The 22,182-nt window shown below is 73.8% G+C and carries 19 protein-coding genes; 10 read left to right on the plus strand and 9 right to left on the minus strand.

Annotated elements, in window-relative coordinates; translation table 11 throughout:
• Positions 1-13: 13 nt before the first annotated feature.
• The 3 genes from DT057_RS20010 (at position 14) to DT057_RS20020 (ending at position 4,510) form a co-directional block, all read left to right on the plus strand.
• Entirely contained in the window at positions 14-1,960 is a 1,947-nt protein-coding gene (locus DT057_RS20010; protein WP_128563864.1) for an AI-2E family transporter, read from the plus strand.
• Positions 1,961-2,183: 223 nt separating this feature from the next.
• Entirely contained in the window at positions 2,184-3,803 is a 1,620-nt protein-coding gene (locus DT057_RS20015; protein ID WP_128563865.1) for a hybrid sensor histidine kinase/response regulator, read from the plus strand.
• Between the two features lie 44 nt (positions 3,804-3,847).
• Entirely contained in the window at positions 3,848-4,510 is a 663-nt protein-coding gene (locus DT057_RS20020; RefSeq protein ID WP_128563866.1) for a dioxygenase family protein, read from the plus strand.
• A 68-nt stretch (positions 4,511-4,578) separates the two neighbouring features.
• On the opposite strand, the gene DT057_RS20025 is transcribed toward DT057_RS20020, so the two are convergent.
• A complete protein-coding gene (locus DT057_RS20025; RefSeq protein WP_128563867.1) occupies positions 4,579-5,793 on the minus strand; it encodes an NADP-dependent isocitrate dehydrogenase in 1,215 nt (404 codons plus the stop codon).
• 396 nt (positions 5,794-6,189) lie between these two features.
• Here DT057_RS20025 and DT057_RS20030 point away from each other — a divergent pair, with 396 nt between their 5' ends.
• Entirely contained in the window at positions 6,190-6,957 is a 768-nt protein-coding gene (locus DT057_RS20030) for an RNA methyltransferase (RefSeq protein ID WP_238312654.1), read from the plus strand.
• A 32-nt stretch (positions 6,958-6,989) separates the two neighbouring features.
• Here DT057_RS20030 and DT057_RS20035 read toward each other — a convergent pair whose 3' ends face one another.
• From DT057_RS20035 to DT057_RS20070, 8 genes are all read right to left on the minus strand, one after another.
• Entirely contained in the window at positions 6,990-8,285 is a 1,296-nt protein-coding gene (locus DT057_RS20035; protein ID WP_128563868.1) for an O-acetylhomoserine aminocarboxypropyltransferase/cysteine synthase family protein, read from the minus strand.
• Positions 8,286-8,302: 17 nt separating this feature from the next.
• Positions 8,303-8,725 carry a response regulator gene (locus tag DT057_RS20040; protein WP_128563869.1) on the minus strand — a complete coding sequence of 141 codons (423 nt, stop codon included), beginning with the start codon at positions 8,723-8,725 and terminating at the stop codon, positions 8,303-8,305.
• An 89-nt stretch (positions 8,726-8,814) separates the two neighbouring features.
• Positions 8,815-10,047 carry a sensor histidine kinase gene (locus DT057_RS20045; protein ID WP_238312652.1) on the minus strand — a complete coding sequence of 411 codons (1,233 nt, stop codon included), beginning with the start codon at positions 10,045-10,047 and terminating at the stop codon, positions 8,815-8,817.
• A gap of 341 nt (positions 10,048-10,388) precedes the next feature.
• On the minus strand, positions 10,389-11,672 hold the full coding sequence (locus DT057_RS20050; protein ID WP_128563870.1) for an O-acetylhomoserine aminocarboxypropyltransferase: 1,284 nt from the start codon (positions 11,670-11,672) through the stop codon (positions 10,389-10,391).
• A gap of 261 nt (positions 11,673-11,933) precedes the next feature.
• A complete protein-coding gene (locus DT057_RS20055; RefSeq protein WP_128563871.1) occupies positions 11,934-12,209 on the minus strand; it encodes a hypothetical protein in 276 nt (91 codons plus the stop codon).
• 150 nt (positions 12,210-12,359) lie between these two features.
• Entirely contained in the window at positions 12,360-14,465 is a 2,106-nt protein-coding gene (locus DT057_RS20060; protein WP_128563872.1) for a TonB-dependent receptor family protein, read from the minus strand.
• A gap of 159 nt (positions 14,466-14,624) precedes the next feature.
• Positions 14,625-15,620 (minus strand): copper chaperone PCu(A)C domain-containing protein, encoded by a 996-nt coding sequence (locus DT057_RS20065; RefSeq protein WP_128563873.1) that lies wholly within the window; start codon positions 15,618-15,620, stop codon positions 14,625-14,627.
• Positions 15,621-15,742: 122 nt separating this feature from the next.
• Positions 15,743-16,114, minus strand: coding sequence for a hypothetical protein (locus tag DT057_RS20070; protein ID WP_128563874.1), 372 nt, complete (start codon positions 16,112-16,114; stop codon positions 15,743-15,745).
• A gap of 294 nt (positions 16,115-16,408) precedes the next feature.
• On the opposite strand from DT057_RS20070, the gene DT057_RS20075 reads away from it, so the two are divergent.
• The 6 genes from DT057_RS20075 (at position 16,409) to DT057_RS20100 (ending at position 22,163) form a co-directional block, all read left to right on the plus strand.
• Positions 16,409-17,695 (plus strand): L,D-transpeptidase family protein, encoded by a 1,287-nt coding sequence (locus DT057_RS20075; RefSeq protein ID WP_128563875.1) that lies wholly within the window; start codon positions 16,409-16,411, stop codon positions 17,693-17,695.
• A gap of 86 nt (positions 17,696-17,781) precedes the next feature.
• Positions 17,782-17,994: a SlyX family protein gene (locus tag DT057_RS20080; RefSeq protein WP_128563876.1), complete on the plus strand. Its 213-nt coding sequence runs from the start codon at positions 17,782-17,784 to the stop codon at positions 17,992-17,994.
• 386 nt (positions 17,995-18,380) lie between these two features.
• Positions 18,381-19,682: a serine hydroxymethyltransferase gene (glyA, locus tag DT057_RS20085; protein ID WP_128563877.1), complete on the plus strand. Its 1,302-nt coding sequence runs from the start codon at positions 18,381-18,383 to the stop codon at positions 19,680-19,682.
• A 127-nt stretch (positions 19,683-19,809) separates the two neighbouring features.
• Positions 19,810-20,328: a transcriptional regulator NrdR gene (nrdR, locus tag DT057_RS20090; protein ID WP_128563878.1), complete on the plus strand. Its 519-nt coding sequence runs from the start codon at positions 19,810-19,812 to the stop codon at positions 20,326-20,328.
• 101 nt (positions 20,329-20,429) lie between these two features.
• Positions 20,430-21,515 carry a bifunctional diaminohydroxyphosphoribosylaminopyrimidine deaminase/5-amino-6-(5-phosphoribosylamino)uracil reductase RibD gene (ribD, locus tag DT057_RS20095; RefSeq protein WP_128563884.1) on the plus strand — a complete coding sequence of 362 codons (1,086 nt, stop codon included), beginning with the start codon at positions 20,430-20,432 and terminating at the stop codon, positions 21,513-21,515.
• Positions 21,516-22,163, plus strand: a complete 648-nt coding sequence (locus DT057_RS20100) for a riboflavin synthase (RefSeq protein WP_128563879.1) — start codon at positions 21,516-21,518, stop codon at positions 22,161-22,163. It begins immediately after the preceding gene.
• Positions 22,164-22,182 lie beyond the last annotated feature (19 nt).

Raw genomic sequence — 22,182 nt, forward strand, 5'->3', positions numbered from 1 at the left:
ACCCCCACCGCGGATGATCGACGATCCCGTCACGGCCCGGCGCCTGCGCGAGGCGATGCCGGTCTTCGCCGTGCTCGCGGCCTGCCTCCTGGGGCTGACCCTGGCGGTGATCCTGTCGCTCGGGCGCGACGTCCTGATGCCGATCACGCTGGCGGTCCTCCTGAGCTTCGTGCTCGCGCCGGCCGTGCGGGCGCTCCAGCGCCGGCGCCTGCCGCGCTCCCTCGCGGTGCTCGTCGTGGTGCTGCTGGCGTTCGGGGCGCTCGGCGGGCTCGGGACGCTCATCGCCAACGAGGCCGCGCAGCTCGCCGCCGACATGCCCCGCTACGCCGTCACCATGCGGGAGAAGATCGGGGCCCTGCGGGCCCGGGCGGGCGGCGGCGCGACCCTGGAGCGCCTGTTCGCGACGGTCCAGGACCTGAGCCAGGACCTCCGGCCGCCGGAGGCCCCGAAATCCCGCGCCACCCTGGAGACCGGCGCCGAGCGCCCGGTGCCGGTGGAGATCCGCGAGCCGAAGGCCGGCATCGCCTCGACCCTCGGCAGCATCCTGGCCCCGGTGCTCCACCCGCTCGCGACCGTCGGGCTGATCCTGCTGTTCACCCTGTTCTTCCTCGCCCAGCGCGAGGACCTGCGCAACCGGGCGATCCGGCTCGCCGGCTCGGGCGACCTGCGGGCCACCACGGCGGCGATCGACGACGCGGTCTCGCGCCTGTCGCGCTTCTTCCTGGCCCAGGCCGGCCTCAACCTCGCCTTCGGGGTGGTGATCGCGGTCGGGCTCTGGCTCATCGGCGTCCCGAGCCCGGTCCTGTGGGGGATGCTCGCCGCGATCCTGCGCTTCGTGCCCTATTTCGGCGCCGTGATCGGCATGGCGTTCCCGCTGCTGATGGCGATGGCGGTCGATCCCGGCTGGTCGATGCTGATCGCCACGATCGTGCTCTTCGCGGTGGTCGAGCCCGTGGCCGGGCACGTGATCGAGCCGCTCCTCTACGGGCATTCGACCGGCCTCTCGCCGGTCGCCGTGATCCTGGCGGCCACCGTGTGGACCTTCCTGTGGGGGCCGGTCGGCCTCATCCTGGCAACGCCCCTGACGGTCTGCCTCGTGGTCCTCGGGCGCCACGTCGAGCGGCTCGCCTTCCTGGACGTCATGCTGGGCGACCGGCCCGCCCTCGCCCCGTCCGAGATCTTCTACCAGCGCATGCTGGCGGGCGATCCCGGCGAGGCGATCGAGAAGGCGCGCCAGGTGCTCAAGGAGCGCGCCCTCGCGACCTACTACGACGAGATCGCCCTGGGCGGCCTGCGCCTCGCGCAGGACGACCGCGCCCGCGGCGCCCTCGCCTCGACGCAGCAGGAGGCGGTGGGCGCGGCGATCGAGACCGTGGTGGCGACCCTGGCGCGCCTGCCGGCCCCGGGCCGCCGGGGCGCCGTCGGGCCGGAGGCCGCCGCCGCCGTGGAGGCGCTCGGGCCCGACCGCGCCGCCACCGCGATCGTGCGCCGGCCCGAGGACCTCGCCGAGGGCTGGCGGGGACCCGCCCCGGTCCTGGTGGTGGCGAGCCGCGGCCCCTTCGACGCCGCAGCGGCCGCGATGCTGGCCCAGGTGCTGGGCCGGCACGGGCTTGCCGCGCGCACCATCGGGCAGGAGGCCGTGGCGCGGGGCGAGCGGCCGGAGACCGGGGGCGTGGCCCTGGTCTGCTTCTCCTACATCGAGCCCATCAGCACCTCCCACATCCGCCTCGCCGCCCGGGTCGCGCGGCGCTGCATCCCGGGCGTGCGCGTGATGGTGGCGGTGTGGCGCGACCGCGACCCGGCCTCGCGCGACCGCCTGCGCCGGGCGACCTCCGCCGACGTCCTCGTGACGACGATCAGCGACGCCCTCGACGCCGCGCTCACGATGTCGGCCAGGCCCGCGGACGCGGCCTCGCCCGGGCGCCCCGTCCCGGCACGGCGGGCCCAGGCCCTGAGCTGATACTACCTGGGCGAGTAATACGCCGCGTCGCTGATCTGCGGCAGTTGTCTTCCGGTGTTCCCGAACGTAAGCTCGAGTGCAGGGACGGTCCGCACGTCCCCCGGGACGCGTGCGGCGCGTCGCCCCGGCGCGCCCGCCATTGACGCTGCCCCCCGACGTCTATCTTCATCTCCGCGGTCGTGGGGATAGGCTCCGTGCCGCCGACCGGACCACCGGAGAGACGATGACCATCACGCCTGAGACGCCGCCGGTCGGCCGCGGACCCACCGTCTCGGAAGGTGCCACGGGCGACGTCAGCGACCGGAGGAACGACATCTTCTTCGCGGCCGTCGAGATGACGCGGATGCCGATGATCGTCACCGACCCGCGCCAGCCCGACAACCCGATCATCTTCGCCAACCAGGCCTTCCGGGGCATGACCGGCTACGAGCCGCACGAGCTGATCGGCCGGAACTGCCGCTTCCTCCAGGGCCCCGAGACCGATCCCGGCACGGTCGACGAGATCCGCCGGGCCGTCCTCGAGCGCAAGGAGCTCGCGACCGAGATCCTCAACTACCGCAAGAACGGCTCGACGTTCTGGAACGCCCTGTTCATCTCGCCGGTCTACGACCGCGCCGGGGCGCTCGTGTACTATTTCGGCTCCCAGCTCGACGTCTCGCGCCGCCGGGACGCCGAGGACGCCCTGCGCCAGTCGCAGAAGATGGAGGCGCTGGGCCAGCTCACCGGCGGCATCGCCCACGACTTCAACAACCTGCTTCAGGTGGTGATCGGCTACGTCGACATCCTGCAGGACGGGCTCGGGGACGCCGTCATCGATCCCGTGCGCCTCGTGCGGGCCGCCGAGAACATCCGCAGCGCCGCCGAGCGCGCGACCACGCTCACGCAGCAGCTCCTCGCCTTCGCGCGCAAGCAGCGCCTCGACGGGCGCTCGGTTAACCTCAACAACCTCGTGGAGGGCATGCGGGAGCTCGCGAACCGCACCCTCGGGGAGCCGATCACGGTCCGGTCCGTCCTCGGGGCCGACCTGTGGAACGCGCGCCTCGACCCCACCCAGACCGAGGTGGCCCTGCTCAACGTGCTGATCAACGCCCGGGACGCGATGCCGGCCGGCGGCGAGGTCACGATCCTGACCCAGAACGACAGCTTCGGCCCCGACGACCTGCCGGCCGGCCTGCCCCAGCCCGGCCGCTACGTCTCGGTGTCGGTCACCGACACCGGCTCGGGCATGGAGCCCGACGTGCTCGCCCGGGTGATGGAGCCGTTCTTCACCACCAAGGCGGAGGGGCGCGGCACCGGCCTCGGCCTCTCGATGGTGTACGGGTTCGTGAAGCAGTCCGGCGGGGCGGTGCGCATCGCCTCGCAGGCCGGCCGGGGCACGACGGTCCAGTTCTACTTCCCGGCCACCGAGGTCGAGGAGCGGCAGGCCCCGAGCGCCGTCCACCGCCCGACGCAGCGGTTCGGGACCGAGACGATCCTGATCGTCGACGACCGGCGCGACGTGGCCGAGCTCGCCCGGGCGATCCTGCGGGATTTCGGCTACACGACCCTGATGGCGACGGACGGGCGCCAGGCCCTGGAGGTGCTCGACGGCAGCGAGACCGTGGACCTGCTCTTCTCCGACCTCATCATGCCGGGCGGCATGAACGGCGTGATGCTCGCCCGCGAGGCGCGCCGCCGGCAGCCGCGGCTGAAGGTGCTCCTGACCACGGGCTACGCCGAGGCGAGCCTCGAGCGCACCGACGCGGGCGGCACCGAGTTCGAGATCATCAACAAGCCCTACCGCCGCATGGAGCTGGCGCGGCGCGTGCGCACGGTGCTGGACGGGCCGACCGGCGTGAGCTGAGATGGGCCGGGGCCGCGCCCCCGCGCGGCCCGGAGGGAGAGCCGATGCCGAACCATCCCTCGCGCCGCGCGGCCCTCGGGACGATCGCCGGCGGCCTCCTCGCGCCCGGGCCCGCGACGGCCGAGGCCACGTGCCGGCTGACGCCGCAGGCCGTGGAGGGCCCGTTCTACCTGGATCCGCGCCTCGTGCGGGCGGACATCCGCGAGGATTGTCCCGGCCTGCCGCTCCTCCTGCGCCTGCGGGTCGCCACGGTCCCGGATTGCGCCCCCGTGGCCGCGGCCCGCATCGACGTCTGGCACGCGGACGCCCAGGGCCGCTATTCCGGCTACCGCGACCAGGGCGACCGGGCCGCCTCTACGCTGGGGCAGACCTTCCTGCGCGGCACGCAATTCGCCGACGCGGCGGGCTGGGCCACGTTCCGGACCGTCTATCCGGGCTGGTACCCCGGCCGCGCCACCCACGTGCACGTGAAGGTGATCCTGGCCGCCCGCACGGTGCTGACGGGCCAGGTCTACTTCCCCGACGCCGTGAACGAGGCGGTGCAGGGCGGGATGCCGGCCTATGGCGGGCGGGCGCGCCGCGGCCGGATCACCAACGACCGCGACGGCCTGCTGCGGCAGGACGACCCGCAGCGCCGGGGCGTGGCCGCGGTGAGCGCGACCCCGGAGGGCTACGAGGCCGTGCTGACGCTCGGGGTCCCGTCGTAGGCGCGCGGTCTCCGCGGCGCCGGCCCTCGCGCCGGCGCCGCCCCCGGCGCCGGGACCCCGGCGTCGCCTCACGCCGTCACGGCGGTCTTCAGGTTCTCGTCGATCTTGTCGAGGAAGCCGGTGGTCGAGAGCCACTTCTGGTCGGGACCCACCAGGAGGGCGAGGTCCTTCGTCATGTGCCCGGCCTCGACGGTGTCGACGCAGACCGTCTCGAGGGTCGTGGCGAAGCGGGCGAGGTCGGCGTTGTCGTCGAGCTTGGCGCGGTGCGACAGGCCGCGGGTCCAGGCGAAGATCGACGCGATGGAGTTGGTCGAGGTCTCCTTGCCCTTCTGGTGCTCGCGGTAGTGGCGCGTGACGGTGCCGTGGGCGGCCTCGGCCTCCACGGTCTGCCCGTCGGGCGTGAGCAGCACCGAGGTCATCAGGCCGAGGGAGCCGAAGCCCTGCGCCACCGTGTCGGACTGCACGTCGCCGTCGTAGTTCTTGCAGGCCCAGACGTAGCCGCCGGACCACTTCAGGGCCGAGGCCACCATGTCGTCGATCAGGCGGTGCTCGTAGGTGATGCCGGCCGACTGGAACCGGGACTTGAACTCGCTCTCGTACACCTCCTCGAAGATGTCCTTGAAGCGGCCGTCATAGGCCTTGAGGATGGTGTTCTTGGTCGAGAGATAGACCGGGAACTTGCGGGAGAGCCCGTAATTCATCGAGGCGCGGGCGAAGTCGCGGATCGAGTCGTCGAGGTTGTACATCGAGAGGGCGACGCCGGCGCCCGGGAACTTGAACACCTCGCGCTCGATGACGGTGCCGTCGTCGCCCTCGAACCTGACCGTCATCCGGCCCTTGCCCGGCACCTTGAAGTCCGTGGCGCGGTACTGGTCGCCGTAGGCGTGGCGGCCGACCACGATGGGCTGGGTCCAGCCCGGCACCAGGCGCGGCACGTTCCGGCAGATGATCGGCTCGCGGAAGATCACCCCGCCCAGGATGTTGCGGATGGTGCCGTTCGGCGACTTCCACATCTCCTTGAGGTTGAACTCCTTCACGCGGGCCTCGTCGGGCGTGATGGTGGCGCACTTCACGCCGACGCCGTGCCGCTTGATCGCCTCGGCGGCCTCGACCGTCACCTTGTCGTTGGTGGCGTCGCGGTGCTCGACCCCGAGGTCGTAGTACTCCAGCGGGACATCGAGGTAGGGATGGATCAGCTTGTCCTTGATGTTCTGCCAGATGATCCGGGTCATCTCGTCGCCGTCGAGTTCGACGACGGGGTTCGCCACCTTGATCTTCGCCATGATCGATCCGCCTTCCCTGTGCCGCGGTGCCGCGCGCCGGCCCGCGTGGGAGACGCGGCCGGCCGTGGCGCGGTCATAGCGCGCTGCACAATGAGGGGGAAGCGGGTGCGGGGCCGTGCCGGCCGCACCGCCGCGCAGAAAAAAGCCCCGGTATGCGCACCGGGGCTGTCAAGGAGGTCTGTCCGCTCAACGCGCCGGCGCACCGCCGGTTCCCGGGCCTCCGGCCGGGGTCGCGCGGCGCGCTTAGGGGATCGCGCGGCGCGACCGGGCAGTCGCGCGGCGCGACCGGGCAACCGCGGCCGGGCAGGCGGTCGGAAGGCGGTGGCCAGAGCGGGCGCCGGTCCTTAGAAGCACCCGATCGCAGCCGCGCCCGTGCCGATGCCCGTGTCCCTGCCCATGTCCCTGCCCATGTCCCTGCCCGAGACCGACCCGACGCCGCCCCGCCCCGTGATCGTCCTGGTCGAGCCGCAGCTCGCCGAGAACATCGGCATGACGGCCCGGGCCATGGGGAATTTCGGGCTCGCGGACCTGCGGCTCGTGGCCCCGAAGGGCGGCTGGCCCAAGAAGGGCGTGCGGGAGGCGGCCTCGGGCGCCACGCACGTCCTCGACGGCGTGCGGGTCTTCGCCACGGTCGCGCAGGCCGTGGCGGACCTGACCTACGTGCTCGCCACCACGGCCCGCGAGCGCGGCCAGATGAAGCGCGTCTTCGGGCCGGACGCGGCAATGCGGGACGTCACCGGGCGGCTGGCGCGGGGCGAGCGGGTCGGCATCCTGTTCGGGCGCGAGCGGGTCGGGCTGTCGAACGACGAGGTCTCCCTGGCGGACGCGATCGTGACCTTCCCGGTCGATCCGCGGCACGCCTCCCTCAACCTCGCCCAGAGCGTGCTGCTCGTCAGCTACGAATGGCGCCGCGCCGCCGATCTCGCGCGGCTGCCGTTCGGGGGCGGGATGCGCTCGCCGCCGGCCCCCCGCGAGGCGCTGCTGTCCCTGTTCGAGAGCCTGGAGGCCGCCCTCGACGCCGCGGGCTACTACCCGCCCGAGAAGCGGGGCGGGATGGTGCGCAACATGCGCGACATGCTCCACCGCATGGCCATGACCGAGCAGGACGTGCGCACGTTCCGGGGCGCGCTCCGGGCGCTGACCCGGCGCCCGCCCGAGGCCTGACGGCCGCGGCCCGCGCGCCGCGCGGGCGCGGCTCAGACGAGCGCGTCGAGGGACTGGGCGATGTCGGCGATGAGGTCCTCGATCGACTCGAGGCCGATCGAGAGCCGCACCGTCTCCGGGCCGACGCAGGCCGCCGCCTTCTCGTCGTGGCGGAGCTGGCGGTGGGTGGTGGTCGCCGGGTGGATCGCCAGGGACTTGATCTCGCCGATGTTGACGAGGTGGGAGATCAGGCGAAGGCCGGTGATGAACCGGAGCGCCGCCGGCTCGCCGCCCTTGAGCGCGACGGTGAAGATCGCGCCGGCGCCCTGCGGCGCGTAGCGGGCCGCCACCGCCTCGCCGGACTGGCCGGGCAGCGACGGGTAGCTCACCCAGTCGACCTTCGGGTGGTCCCGCAGGAAGGCCGCGACCGCCCTCGCGTTGGCGCAGTGCCGCTCCATGCGCAGCGGCAGCGTCTCGGTGCCGGTGAGGGTCAGGAAGGCGTTCATGGGCGAGAGGCCGGGGCCGAGGTCGCGCAGGCCGAAGAGCCGGCAGGCGGTGGCGAAGGCGGTCTCGGGGAAGCGCTCCGAGACCACGAGGCCGTCGTAGTCCGGCCAGGGCTCGGTGATGAGGTTGTAGCGGCCCGACCCTTCCCAGTCGAAGCGCCCGGCGTCGCAGACGATGCCGCCGATCACCGTGCCGGAGCCGGACAGGAACTTCGAGGTCGAGTGCACCACGACGTCGGCGCCGTGCTCGATCGGGCGGATCAGGGCCGGGGACGCCAGGGTGTTGTCGACCACGAGGGGCAGGCCGTGCCGGCGCGCCACCGCGGCGATGCCCGCGAGGTCGGCCACGGTGCCGCAGGGATTGACGATGGACTCGCAGACGATGGCGCGGGTCGCCGGGGTGATCGCCGCCTCGAAGTCGGCCGGCTCGAGGCCCCGGGTGAAGTGCGGCGTCAGCCCGTAGCGGGTCTCGAGGCGGCGCATCAGGCCGAGCGAGCCGCCGAACAGCCGCGAGGACGACACGTAGGCGTCGCCGGACTGCATCAGGGTCAGGAGCACCAGGAGCACGGCGGACTGCCCGGAGGCCACCGCCACCGCGGCCTTGGCGCCCTCGAGCGCGGCGACCCGGCGCTCCAGGGCGGCGACGGTCGGGTTGGAGCCGCGGGAATACGAGAAGCCGGTCGCCCGCATGGCGAAGATGTCGGCGGCCTGCTCGTTCGACTCGAACACGAAGCCGTTGGTGAGGTAGATCGGCTGCGCCCGGGCGCCGGTGGCCGGGTCGGGCGCGGTGCCGGCATGCACCGCCTGTGTGGCGAATTGCAGGGGGCGGGGAGACTCGGCGGGCATGGCGGGTATCCGTGTCGTCAGGCGGCGCGCCGGACCGCGGCGTGCAGCGTCAGCACCAGGGCGGAGGGCGCGTAGGGCTTGGGGATGAAGCGGGCGCCGGGCGGCATGTCGTGCGGGCCGGGGCTGCCCATGCCGGAGACGACCAGGACCGGGATGCGCGGCCAGCGCCGGGAGACCAGGCGGGCGAGGGCGAAGCCGTTCATCGAGCCGAGCGGCATGTCGACGTCGGTCATCAGGATCTCGATGTCGGGCCGGCTCTCGAGGACCTGGAGCGCCCGGTCGGCGTGCGGCGCCTCCAGCACCGTGAAGCCGGCCTCCGCCAGGGTGTCGGAGGCTTCCATCAGGAGGAGGCCGTCATCCTCCACCAGCAAGACCACCGGCGGCTCGTCGCAGGCGGGATCGCGGGTCTCGCTGGGGGCTCGGTCCGGCTCTGATATCATGAGGGGCAATGGCTGACGCTCTGGAAGAGTGCTGCCTATGGGCAGCAACCACCAGGGTCAAGCGTGGCCGATCGAGGCCGGTGCGCAGATCAGGCCGTCGTCTCCTGCACGGCGGCGAGCGGCGCCTCGAGGTCGAGGACGGCGCCGCCCGGGGGGAAGCGCAGGCTGACGCGGCCGCCGAAGCTGTGCACGAGGCTGCGCTCGATCAGCCGCGACCCGAAGCCCGACCGGGTCGGGGGCGCGACGGGCGGGCCGCCGACCTCCTCCCAGCGGAAGCGGAAGCCCGGGCCGGGCCCGTCGCCGGCCGGCACCGTCCCCCACGAGACCGCGACGTGGCCGTGCGGGCTCGACAGGGCGCCGTACTTGGCGGCATTGGTGCCGAGCTCGTGCAGCATCAGCGCCAGGGTCAGGGCCGCGCGCGGCCCGAGGCTGAGCGCCGGCCCGGCGATGCGGAAACGGTCCGGGACGCCGGCGTGGGGGCGGACGGCGCCGTCGACGACGTCGCGCAGGTCGGCGGCGGTCCAGCTCCCCTGGATCAGGATGTCGTGGGCCTGCGAGAGGGCCAGCAGGCGGCCGCCGAAGGCCTCGGCCGCCTCCTCGATCGAGCCGGCGTTGCGCAGGGTCTGGGTCGCCACGGCCTGGACCAGCGCCAGGGTGTTCTTCACCCGGTGCGCCATCTCCTGCATCAGCAGGCTCTGCTGCTCCTCGGCCCGCTGGGCCTCGGTCACGTCCCGGGCGACGGCGAGCAGCCGCTCGGGCGCGCCGTCCGTCCCCTGGATCGGCGTCACCACCACGTCCCACCACCCCGGCGTGCCCCGCGCCGTGGGGGAGGGCGCCCGGAAGCGGCCCGTGCGCCCGGCGCGGGCGGCGGCGAGCGCCACCTCGGCGGCGGTCCGGTCGCCGGGGCTCGCCCAGGTGGCGAGCCAGCTGCCGCCGAGGACGCGGTCGTCGGGGCCGGTCTCGTGGGCGGCGTGGCCGCCTTCGCTGACCCACAGGACCGTGCCGTCGAGGGAGAGGACCTGGATGCGGTCGCGGCTCGCGGCGAGCAGCCGGGCCGTGAAGGCCTCGCTCGCCTGCAGGCGGGCGTTCAGCTCCTCGGACGTCGCCAGGCGCGCCTGCCAGTCGGCGGCCGCCCGCGACGGCGCCGCGGCCCCGAGGAGCCCCGCGGTCTCGGCCCAGCCCGCCCGGGGCGCGCCGGCACGCCCGGCGCCGGCCCGGATCAGGGCGCGCAGCCGGTTCGCCTCGTCCTCGCGGATGGCGATGTGGCGGGCCGTCGGATCGAGGCCGGAACTGCGGGCGCTATCGGCGTCGTGACGTGACATCGTGCCCGCGCCCCCTCCCGACACCCTCGACGCCCCGGCGCGGCCACGCGGGCGCGCACCCCCGCCGACCCGCGAGGGTCGCGAGCGTTCACGGGCGACGGGCTCCCGGCACGCTGCCGGCCGCCCGCGGCCACCCCGTGGCCGGTCATTGCGGATGGCGCGAGTAAATCACAAGCAGATGGAGCCGTGCAACAGCAGGGCAATACTGACGGGAGATTTTCCGCTCAGAATTTGCTCTGTGGAGCCCCCGGACCGGGCGGACGGGGAGAATCCCCCGCGATTCCGGGGATTCCGGCCGCCCCGGGCGAGCGCGAGGTGTCCCGGGTGATTCGCCCGGGCGCTCAGGCCGGCGCGAGCGCCTGGTCGAGATCGGCGATCAGGTCGCCCGCATCCTCGATGCCGATGGACAGGCGCACGACCTCGGGCCCCGCGCCCGCCCGGGTCTTCTGCTCGTCGGTGAGCTGGCGGTGGGTGGTGGAGGCCGGGTGGATCACGAGGGAGCGGGTGTCGCCGATGTTGGCGAGGTGGGAGAAGAGCTTCAGGTTCGAGACGAGCGCCACGCCCGCCTCGTAGCCGCCCTCGAGCCCGAAGGTGAACACCGCGCCGGCGCCGTGGGGGCAGTAGCGGCGGTGGAGCTGGTGGTAGCGGTCCGTCTCCAGGCCCGGGTAGCTGACCCAGGCGACCGCCGGGTGGCGGCTCAGGTGCTCGGCCACGGTGAGGGCGTTGTCGGAGTGGCGCTGCATGCGCAGCGGCAGGGTCTCGATGCCGGTGAGGATCAGGAAGGCGTTGAAGGGCGAGAGCGCCGGCCCGAGGTCGCGCAGGCCCAGCACCCGGACCGCGATGGCGAAGCCGAAATTGCCGAAGGTCTCGGACAGCACCATGCCGCCGTACTCGGGCCGCGGCTGCGACAGCATGGGGTAGCGCGCGTCTCCGGCCCAGGTGAACGAGCCGCCGTCGACGATGAGGCCGCCGATGGAGTTGCCGTGCCCGCCGAGGAACTTTGTGGCCGAGTGGACCACGATGTCGGCCCCGTGCTCGAAGGGCCGAATCAGGTACGGCGTCGCCATGGTGTTGTCGACGACGAGTGGGATGTTGTGGCGCCGGGCCACCGCCGCGATGGCGGCGATGTCGGTGATGACGCCGCCCGGGTTGGCGATCGACTCGATGAAGATCGCCTTGGTGCGGGGCGTGATCGCGGCCTCGAAGGAGGACGGGTCGTCGGTGTCGGCCCAGACCACCGACCAGCCGAAGTTCTTGTAGGAGTGGTTGAACTGGTTGATCGAGCCGCCGTAGAGCTTGTTGGCGGCGACGAACTCGTCGCCGGGCTGCATGAGGGCGTGCATGACCAGGAACTCGGCCGCGTGGCCCGAGGCGACCGCCACCGCGGCGGTGCCGCCCTCGAGCGCCGCGATGCGCTCCTCCAGCACGGCGTTGGTCGGGTTGGTGATGCGCGAGTAGATGTTGCCGAAGGCCTGGAGCCCGAACAGCGAGGCGGCGTGGTCCACGTCGTCGAACACGAACGAGGTGGTCTGGTAGATCGGCGTCGCCCGCGCGCCCGTGGCGGCGTCCGGCGCCGCGCCGGCATGGATCGCGAGGGTGTTGAACCCGGGCAGGCGGTCGGTCATGGGCGCGGTGTCCTTCGGCGGCAGGATGGGGCCGCTGTGCTCTAGGGCTGCGGCCCGCCGGGGGTCAAGCCTGACGCGACGTCGCGAGCCCAATACAGCCTGGCGGCTCTACAATCGGGTACTCGGCCGCGCGGGTGGGAGTCGGGCCGGCCGAGAAGGATCATCTACGAAACTGCTTGATCCGGGCGGCTCGCGCCTGCCGACCGCGCCACCGGGAGGCGACGCCCCGCCGGCGCGCGGCGCAACGCCCCGTCCGCGGCCTCACCGGTCGCGGCGGCTCCGGCGGCCGTGGTGGTGGTGCCGCCCGTGCAGCCGCGTCCGGTAGGCGCGCGGGCCGGGATCGAGGCCGAGCACGCCGTTGACGCCCCCGACCGCGCCGCCGACCGCGCCGCCCACGACCCCGCCCACCGGCCCGGCGACGCGGTTGCCCTCGCGGGCGCCGCGCGCCATCCCGCCCGGGATGCCCTGCGCCCCGGCGGCGTCCGGGAGCGCGAGCCCGGCGAGGGCGAGGGCCGCGGCGATCAGCGTCGACTTCATGGGAGCCTCCGAGGTTCGGGACCGTCGGCCGGAGGAAGGCCGGCCGCGCGGGCCCTCAACGGGCGAGCCCCCGGAAAGGTCGCAGCCGGACGGACGCCGGGGCGGGCCGCCCGCACCGGTTCCGCCCGCCCGGCGACGGGGCGGTCCGGCTCAGAACGTCCCCCGCAGGCCCGCGAACACGCTACGGCCGTTGCCCGGGTAGAAGACCTGCGTCCCGGCGCGCCCGAGGAGCGCCGCGTTCGTCACCGCCGAGAGGTCCGAGATGTAGCGCGCGTCCGTCAGGTTGCGGGCGTCCACGAACAGCGTCACGCCCGGGTCGAAGGCGTAGGACGCCTGGACCCCGAGGAGCGCGTAGCCCGGCACCCGCAGGGTGTTGGCGTGGTCCGCGAAGGCGCCCTGCGGCACCCAGTCGAGCGCCGGCGCGACCGCCAGGGGGCCGCGGGCGTACGACAGGGTGGTGCGCAGGACGTCCCGCGGGATGCCGGCGATCTGCCCGTTGCCGAATTGCGGGTCGTTCACGAACCGGAAGTCGTTGTGGGTCCAGATCTGCGCGAGCGTCAGGCTGTCCCCGGCCCCCGTGAGGTCGTGGGCGAGCTCCACCGCGACGGCCGCCTCGACGCCCTGGTGGCGGGTGCGGGGCGCGTTGAAGGTCGCGGCCGGGATGCCGAGGGCGGCGTTGGTGCTGAAGTTGATGAGCTCGTCCCGGATCTCCGAGCGGTAGAGCGTCACGTCGAAGCTCAGGCGGTCGATCCGCCCGCGGGTGCCGGCCTCGAGCGTCCAGGCCCGCTGGGCCTGGAGCGGCACGAAGGTGGTGTTCGTGAGGTTCGTCGACTGCACGAGGTCCGAGAAGTCGGGCACGTCGCGGGAGCGGGTGACGTCGCCGAAGACCTGGAGCTCGGGCAGGGGCTGCCAGAGCAGGCCGAGCTTCGGGTTCACCCCCTCGTAGGTGCGGTCGGCGAACTGGGTCCCGAGGTTGCCCGGCAGCCCGCCCTTGTCGCTGTAGGTGCGGTTGGCGGAGAACAGCTTGGCGCCGGTCATCAGCGCGACCTCGGGCAGGAACCAGAACCGGTTCTCCCCGTAGGCCTCGAGGTTCGAGGCGCTCTGGAGGGTGTTGCGGGTCTGGGCCCCGCGCTGCCCGGCGACGTTCACGAATTGCAGGGCCGAGTTCTGGCCCGCGTAGGCGCGCAGGCCGAGCAGCGTCTCGTTCCGGAAGCCCCCGACCTCGAACGTGCCGGCCCAGTGCGGCGCGACGCCGTAGGTCCAGCCGTCCTGGTCGATGACCTGGAAGATCGGGTGGTAGAGCGACTTGTGGATGGCCCAGGAATCGACGTCGAGCTTGCCGACGTCGAGCACGAACGAGGTCCGGTTGGCGATCCGCTCCGTCTCGACCTTCCGGGACTGGTTGCCCGAGAGGGCCGACGGGCTGGCGAGGCGCGGGTTGTTCAGGGCGTCGAGGAGCCCCAGCGTGCCGGGCAGCTTCTGGTCGGTGAGGTACACCCCGGCGTAGAAGCGGGTCTCGACGCCGGGCGCGAGCTGGTAGCCGAGGTTGGCGTTGAAGTTCCGCGTGGCCTGCGCCTCGTGCAGGCGGTAGCCGTCGGAGTTCGTGAGCGTCCCGTTCAGGAGCACGTCCACCGGTCCGCTGATGCGCGAGACCTGGAAGTTCTCCCGGACGGTGTTGAAGCTGCCGCCGTCGATCCGCAGGATGTTGGGGGCAAGCGCCGTGTAGGCGGTCGGCGTGACGAAGTTGACGGCCCCGCCCAGGGTCGTCGCCCCGAACGCGAGGGCGTTGCCGCCCTTGTAGACCTCGACGGCGCGCAGGGCGAGCGGATCGATCTGGTAGAAGTCGCCGCTGCCGTCGGCGAGGTTCAGCGGGATGCCGTCCTGCAGGAGCTCGAGGCCGCGCAGGTGGAAGCCGCGGGCGACGCCCGAGCCGCGCACCGAGAGCCGCAGCTCCTGGCCGTAGCGCTCCTGCACGTAGACCCCCGGCGTGTCCTTCAGGACGTCGCGCAGGGTGTTGGCGTAGCGGTTCTGGAAGCTCTCGGCGTCCACGAACGCGACCGAGCCGACGGTCTGGTTGAGGATGCGCCGCTCCTCCGCGACGCTCGGCACCGTGAGGGAGCCGCGGCCCCCCGGCGGCCCCGCGACGTCGATCTGCGGCAGCGCCAGGGTCGCGGCCTCCTCGGCGCGGGCGGGCAGCAGCAGGAGCGTGGAGCAGAGGAGGGCCGGCAGGGCGGGGCGGCCGCGGAGGCGAGGCATGGCGGGAGGACCTTATCGGGCGGGCCGGAGCCGGTCGCCGGCGCGACGGGACGGCCTTCGGAGGGCGGATGACCGCAGGGAGCGGCGCGCCGGGGGCGCGGAGCGCCCGCCGGCCCTCGTGCGGGCGGGCGGCGACCCCGGCCTCGGGCGGCCGGCGCCTCAGTGGTTGTGCGGCTCGCCCGCGGCGTCGGGCGCCGCGGCCCCGACCGCGCCGACCTGGAAGCGGACCGCGACCGTGCCGGCCCGCGCGAAGGTCAGGGTCCCGTCGACGCTCTCGCCGGCCCTCACCGGCCCCTTCAGGTCCATGAACATCAGGTGATAGCCGCCGGGCTTGAGCGCCACCGTCTCGCCGGGCTTGATCACGAGGCCCGCCTCCACGGGCGCCATCCGCATCACGCCGTTGTCCATGGACATCTGGTGGACCTCGCCCCGGCCCGCGAGGGGGATCGCCGCGGCGACGAGGCGGTCCGGCTCGCGGCCGGTGTTCGTCACCCGCACGTAGCCGCCCGCCACCTTGGCGCCCCCGGGCGTCGCGCGCATCCAGGGCGCCTCGATGGTCAGGTCCCCGGCCCTGACGGGCGCCTGCGCGGCGGCTCCCTGCGCGGCGGCAGCCGCCGCGGGAGCCGCCTGGGCGGCCGCCGCCACGATGCGCAGGCCGGGGGCCGGCGCCTCGAGGTCGCGGGCGCTCTGGCCGGCGGCCGGGATCTCGCGCCAGTCCTGGGCGCCCTCGTCGCAATCCTGGCGCACCGGGAAGTAGACCGTCGCGCCCGGCGCGAAGGCGTCCGAGATCCGGGCCTGGAACACGAACTCGTCGAACTGGTCGTCCGGCAGGCTGCCGCCGCTCCAGGTGATCTCCCGGACGCCCTCGCGGATCTCGCCGTGGTAGAACGGGTAGGCGCGGGCGTACGGGCCCTTGACGGTGGCGAGCTGCCAGCCGGGCTTCGGCATCGCCTTCGCGCCGACGACTCCCTCCGGGATGGTCACCCGGACCCGGACCGTCGGCCGGCCGGCGCAGCCGTGGCTGATCTGCACCACGCCGCGGTAGCTCTGGTTCGGGCTCGCCTGGGTGCGCTCGAGCACCGCGTGGGCGAGGGCGGGGGCGGCCAGGAGGGCGAGGCCGGCGGCACCGAGGCTGCCGCTGAGGAAACGGTTCATGAGCGAGGTCCTTGACGCGTGAGGGAGCCCGGGCGGCGCAGGGCTGCCCGGCACCGGGCCGTCGTGCGACGGCCGTCGCCGGGCCGTCGCCGGGCCGTCGTGCGACGGCCCGGCCGGGTGGTTCACGCGGTGGGGGGACCTCGGGCGAAGGCCGAGGGGACGGGAGGGCCGCGGGCCGGCGGCGGCGCCTCGGCTCGCCAGGCCAGGTCCGTCGCGACGCGGCGGGGCCACGCCACCGAGACGGCCGCCGGCACCGGCGGGGCGAGGAGGCCGAGGCAGGTCACGGTGCAGCAGGGATGCGCCTCGTGCGCGGGACCCGGCGCCTCGTCGCCCGGGGCGTGGGCGGCGCACAGGATCCCGGGGGCGCCCGCCGCCGGGACCGGGCTCAGGCCGGTCAGGAAGGCGTGCAGCACCAGGCCGTAGAGCGACAGGATCGCGGCGAGCGCGCGCCAGCGCGCCGCTCCTTCGCCCCAGCCGTGCCGTCCGCCGCTCATGCGCCCGTCATAGCGGAGGCCGCGGGATTGCGCCACGACGGCGGCGGGAAAACGGCGGCCGGGCCCCGCGCGGCCCGCCGGCGAAGCGTGGCTGTTGCGCCGAAGCCGCACTCCGCCGCCCGCGGCCGGGCTCCACAGGAGCGCCGGAGAGCCGCCACAATCTGGCCCGCTCCTCATGGAGTCTTAACCGGACCCCGACACGGTCGCGGACTTGGAAACACCACCTCCCGGCGTCCGAGGGCCGGCATTCCGGGCCCGACGCCCTCGCTTCACAGGTTCGAGAGCATTCTCCCTATGCTGACACGCGCATCCCTCACCGGTTCGCTCGGCCTGGCGCTGCTGGCCGCCGCCGCCCTCCCGGCCGCGGCCGAGGAGCGAGGCGGCAGCCTCGCCCAGGCCGAGTGGGCGCAGAACTACGATTCCGCCTCGACCATGCGGGTCCAGCGCTCGAACACGCCGATCCTCTCGCCCCAGACCCTGGTGGCGACCGAGCAGATGATCGAGCGCTACCGCGACATCGTCGGCCGCGGCGGCTGGCAGCCTGTCTCGGGCGCCGAGCGCCTGCGCGTCGGTGCCAAGAGCCCGGCCGTCGCCTCCCTGCGCCAGCGCCTGATCGCCTCCGGCGACCTCGACCCGGCCGCCGGCGCCTCCACGGTGTACGATTCCTACGTCGAGGCGGGCGTGCGCCGCTTCCAGGCGCGGCACGGCCTCAACCAGACCGGGTCGATGAACGTCACGACCGTGCAGGCGATGAACGTTCCGGCGGACGTGCGGCTGCGCCAGCTCGAGCTGAACGCCGTGCGCCTGCGCTCCTACTCGGGCAGCCTCGGCGGCCGCTACGTCATCGTCAACATCCCGGCGGCCCTCGTGGAGACCGTCGAGGGCGACCACGTCGCCACCCGCCACGCCGCCGGCGTCGGCAAGATCGACCGCCAGTCGCCGATCATGAACGCCAAGATCCAGGAGGTGAACTTCAACCCCTTCTGGACGGTCCCGGCCTCCATCATCAAGAAGGACCTGATCCCGAAGATGCAGAAGGAGCCGAGCTATCTCTCGGACAACAAGATCCGCATCTTCGACGGCGAGCGCGAGATCCCGCCCGCCCAGGTCAACTGGCGCTCCGACGAGGCCACGCGCTACCGCTTCCGGCAGGATCCCGGCGTCGACCTGAACTCGATGGGCTTCGTGCGCATCAACATCCCGAACCCGCACGGCGTCTACATGCACGACACGCCGGCCAAGGGCATCTTCGGCGACGACTTCCGCTTCGTGTCCTCGGGCTGCGTGCGCGTCCAGAACGTGCGCGACTACGTCGCCTGGATCCTCCAGGGCACGCCTCAGAGCAACCCGGAGACCATCGAGTCGATCATCCAGAGCGGCCAGCGCGTCGACGCCCGCCCGCTGGCGCCGATCCCGGTCTACTGGACCTACATCACCGCCTGGTCCACGCCCGACGGCCTCGTGCAGTTCCGCGACGACATCTACAAGCGCGACGGCGTCGGCGCCCCGACCGCCGCCATGACGGCGGCCGCGCAAGGGCCCCGCAACTTCAACCCGGACGCGGACGAGCAGACGAACTGAGCCCGTCCGTCACGCCGACGCGGCGGCCCGGGCCCGTGCCCGGGCCGCTTCGCGTTCGCGGAGAGGCCAGCCGAGGAGCTGCCGCGATGCCGTCCGAGCCCGGGTCACGCCTCGACGCCCTCGAGGTCCGCATCACCCACCAGGACGCGGCCATCGAGGACCTGAACCGCACGATCACCCAGCAATGGGGCGTGATCGACACCCTGACCCGGCAGGTCGCCGCCCTGCGCGAGCGCGTGCGCGATCTGGGCGAGCGGCCGGCCGGTCCCGGGGACGAGCCCCCGCCGCCCCATTACTGAGGCGAGGGGCCGCGCGCCCCGCCGGTTGGTGAGGAAAGCCGGCCCAACTTTTTCTGACGTCGCCTTAAGTTTTTCTATTCTCTCGCGCTCTTGACGCAAAACAGATCTAATCATACCTCTCGCGACATGACCCGATCGTCCTGCCGCACGCTGCGGCTCGTGCGGGGCGCGGGCGGGCCCCCTTGCCGCCGCGTGCCGTCCCGGGCGCGCCGCGAGGCTCGGCTTCCGGGGAGCTCCGGCACCCGGGAAGTCCCGGTTTCCCGGAAGTCTCCGGGTTCCCGTAGGTCTTGGCCCGCGCGCGGGCCCCGTGTAGAAGCCTGCCACCCTGCCGCCCCCGTGTGCGCCGAACGGTCCGTCCGGGCGATCCTTCCAACATCGAGGCCATCATGAGCGTGGGTACCGCCGCCACTCCCCGGTCCAACCCGTTCTTCTCGGCGTCCCTCGCCGACGCCGATCCGGAGATCGCCCGCGCGGTCCAGCAGGAGCTCGGCCGCCAGCAGCACGAGATCGAGCTGATCGCCTCGGAGAACATCGTCTCGCAGGCGGTGCTGGAGGCCCAGGGCTCGGTCCTCACCAACAAGTACGCCGAGGGCTACCCGGGACGGCGCTACTACGGCGGCTGCGAGTTCGTCGACATCGCCGAGAACCTCGCCATCGAGCGCGCCAAGCGCCTGTTCGACTGCGGCTTCGCCAACGTGCAGCCGAATTCCGGCTCGCAGGCGAACCAGGCCGTGTTCATGGCCACCATGAAGCCGGGCGACACCTTCCTGGGCCTCGACCTCGCGGCGGGCGGGCACCTCACCCACGGAGCGCCCCCGAACGTCTCGGGCAAGTGGTTCAAGCCGGTCTCCTACACGGTGCGCCGCGAGGACCAGCGCATCGACATGGACGAGGTCGCGGCCCTCGCGGCCGAGCACGCGCCGAAGGTCATCATCGCGGGCGGCTCGGGCTACCCGCGCTACTGGGACTTCGCCCGGTTCCGCGAGATCGCCGACAGCGTCGGCGCCGTGTTCTTCGTCGACATGGCCCACTTCGCCGGGCTCGTGGCGGGCGGCGTGCACCCCTCGCCGTTCCCGCACGCCCACGTGGTCACCACCACCACCCACAAGACCCTGCGCGGCCCTCGCGGCGGCATGGTGCTGACGAACGACGAGGCCATCGCCAAGAAGATCAACTCGGCGGTGTTCCCCGGCCTCCAGGGCGGGCCGCTGATGCACGTCATCGCCGGCAAGGCGGTGGCCTTCGGCGAGGCCCTCCGCCCCGAGTTCAAGCTCTACGCCAAGCAGGTGGTGGAGAACGCCCGCGCCCTCGCCGACACCCTGATGTCGGGGGGCTACGACATCACCTCCGGCGGCACCGACAACCACCTGATGCTGGTCGACCTGCGCGCCAAGAACCTCACCGGCAAGGCCGCCGAGGCGGCGCTGAGCCGCGCCGGGATCACCTGCAACAAGAACGGCGTGCCGTTCGATCCCCAGAAGCCGACCGTGACCTCGGGCATCCGCCTCGGCACCCCGGCGGCCACCTCCCGGGGCTTCGGCGTCGCCGAGTTCAAGAAGGTCGGCGAGTTGATCGTCACGGTGCTGGACGGCCTCGAGCGCCACGGCGAGGCCGGCGACCCGGCCGCCGAGGGCCGCGCGAAAGAGGGCGTCCACGCCCTGACGGACCGCTTCCCGATCTACGGCTGACCGCCGCCGCACGGGCGGACCGGGCTGGCGGAGCCGGACCCGGCCGCCTAGATAGGGCGCTCCTGAGGGGCCGGACCCGTCCGCGCGGGCCCGGCCCCTCTCGTCACGAGAGAGGAACGGGCGGCCGATGCGGTGCCCCTATTGCGGCGGCCTCGACACGCAGGTGAAGGATTCCCGGCCGAGCGACGACAGCGCCACCATCCGGCGCCGGCGCATCTGCCCGGATTGCGGCGGCCGCTTCACCACCTTCGAGCGGGTACAGTTGCGCGAGCTGACCGTGGTCAAGCGCTCGGGCCGCCGGGTGCCGTTCGACCGCGACAAGCTCCAGCGCTCGATCGACGTCGCCCTGCGCAAGCGCGCCGTGGAGCCCGAGCGCGTCGAGCGCCTCGTCAGCGGCATCACGCGCCAGCTCGAGAGCAGCGGCGAGGCCGAGGTGACGAGCGAGGGCATCGGCGAACTGGTGATGGAGGGCCTGAAGGGCCTCGACGACGTCGCCTACGTGCGCTTCGCCTCCGTCTACAAGAACTTCCGCGAGGCCCGGGACTTCGAGGAACTGCTCGGGAACCTCGCCGCCGGGCAGCCCGCCGGCGCCGAGCCGGCGCCGGGCGAGGCGCCGCCCGCCCGCCGGGCGCGGACGCGCGCGTGAGCCGGGACGGCGCGGCCCGGACCCGTCCGGCGCAGAACGATCCGGCCGAACTGGGTCCGGATGGCGCGGCTCCGGCGCAGGAGGCCCTCGACCGGCGCGCGATGCGCCTCGCCCTCGCCCTCGGCCGGCGCCATCTCGGCCTGACCTGGCCGAACCCGTCCGTCGGCGCCGTCCTGGTCGGCGGCCCGCCCGAGGCTCCCCGCATCCTGGCGCAGGGCGTGACGCAGGCCGGCGGGCGGCCCCACGCCGAGCGCATGGCCCTCGATGCGGCCGGGCCCGCGGCCCGCGGCGCCACGCTCTACGTCACCCTGGAGCCCTGCTCCCACCACGGCCGCACCGGGCCCTGCGCCGACGCCACCATCGCGGCGGGCGTCGCCCGGGTGGTCAGCGCGATGGACGACCCCGACCCCCGCGTCGCCGGACGCGGCCACGGGCGCCTCGCCGCCGCGGGCGTCGCCGTGACGGTCGGGCTCCTGCGGGAGGAGGCCGCCCGCGACCAGCGCGGGCACGTCACCCGGGTGACGCAGGGCCGGCCGGCGGTCTTCCTCAAGCTCGCCCGCACCCCGGACGGCTTCGCGGCGGGCGGGGAGGGTCGCCTGCTCATCAGCGGTCCGCGGGCCAACGCCGAGGTCCACCTGCAGCGGGCCCATTGCGACGCCATCATGGTGGGCGTCCGCACCGTGCTGGCGGACGATCCCGAGCTGACCGTGCGGCTGCCGGGCCTCGGCGGCCGCTCGCCGCTTCGGGTGGTGCTCGACCCGTGCCTGCGCACGCCGGTCGAGGCCCGGGTGGTGCGGACCGCCGGCCTCGTGCCGACCCTGATCCTCGCCGGGCCGGAGGCGCCCGGGGCGGCGGAGCGCGCGCTCGCGCTCGCGGGTGCCGAGGTGCTGCGGGTGCCGGTCTGCCCGGACGGCCGCAGCGACCTCGCGGCCGCCCTGCGGGCACTCGGCGCCCGCGGCGTCACGCGGCTCTGCTCGGAGGGCGGGCCGACGCTCGCCGACGCCCTCGCCCGAGAGGGCCTCATCGACGAGTGCCTGCTGATCACGGGCGAGAAGCCCCTCGGCCAGGCCGGCCTGCCGGCGGTGGGCCCCCACCTGGCGACGCTCCTCGCCGGCGACGCCTTCGCGGTCGTGGACGACCACCCGGTCGGGTCGGACCGGTTCACCTGCTACGCACGGAGCGCCTAGATGTTCACAGGCCTCGTCTCGGATGTCGGGCGCGTCGTCTCCGTCTCGGGCGGCGACGCCCTGCGGCGCCTCGCGATCGACTGCGCCTACGATCCCGCCGGCATCCTGGTCGGCGCCTCGATCGCCTGCTCCGGCCCCTGCCTCACCGCCGTCACGGTCGCGCCCCGGGAGGGCGGCTGCCGCTTCGAGGTCGAGGCCGCCGCGGAGACGCTCGGCCGCACCACGGTGGGGGCCTGGACGCCCGGGACGCGGGTCAACCTGGAGCGCTCGCTCAGGATCGGCGACGAGCTCGGCGGCCACCTCGTCACCGGCCACGTCGACGGCCTCGCGGAGGTCGTCGCCCGCGAGGCGGTGACCGGTCAGGTCGGCGACGCCTGGGCGCCGAGCACGCGCTTCGTGCTGCGGGCGCCGCCCGGCCTGGCGCGCTTCATCGCCGAGAAGGGTTCGGTCTGCCTCGACGGCACCTCGCTCACGGTGAACGGGGTCTCGGGCGACACCTTCACGGTCCTGCTGATTCCGCACACGCTCGCCGTCACCACCTGGGGCGAGCGCGCCGTCGGCGACCGCCTGAACCTGGAGGTCGACCTCATCGCCCGCTACGCGGCGCGGCTCGCGGAGGCCCGGGAGGCGCCGGCCCCCGCGGCGTGACCGGCCCCGGGCCCGCCGG

The organism is Methylobacterium crusticola, from assembly GCF_003574465.1.
Classification (GTDB): Bacteria; Pseudomonadota; Alphaproteobacteria; order Rhizobiales; family Beijerinckiaceae; genus Methylobacterium; species Methylobacterium crusticola.